At 66.4% G+C, this 268-nt stretch carries 1 pseudogene; it reads left to right on the top strand.

The window, feature by feature from the left end:
* Nucleotides 1-10: 10 nt before the first annotated feature.
* Nucleotides 11-268, top strand: a pseudogene (locus O5O46_RS35240) (beta-ketoacyl synthase N-terminal-like domain-containing protein); the annotation flags it as partial.

Here is a 268-nt window from a genome sequence, read left to right as displayed (position 1 = left end):
TATCCAGGCAGCGATCACCGGTCCCGTGGTGCGGGCGGCGGATGATGATCCGATCGCGATCGTCGCGATGAGCTGCCGCTTCCCCGGCGGAGTACGCAATCCCGAGGACCTCTGGCGGCTGCTGGCGTCCGGTGTCGATGCCATTGGGGAGTTCCCGACCGATCGTGGGTGGGACGTCGAGTCGCTCTACGACCCGCAGTCCGACGGCCAGAACACCTGTTACGCGAACGAGGGCGGCTTCCTTTACGAGGCAGGCGAGTTCGACCCC

Source organism: Streptomyces sp. RPT161, from assembly GCF_027533845.1.
GTDB classification, from domain to species: domain Bacteria; phylum Actinomycetota; class Actinomycetes; order Streptomycetales; family Streptomycetaceae; genus Streptantibioticus_A; species Streptantibioticus_A silvisoli_A.
Note: the sequence above shows the minus strand (reverse complement) of the source record. Positions and strands in the feature narration are given on the sequence as shown.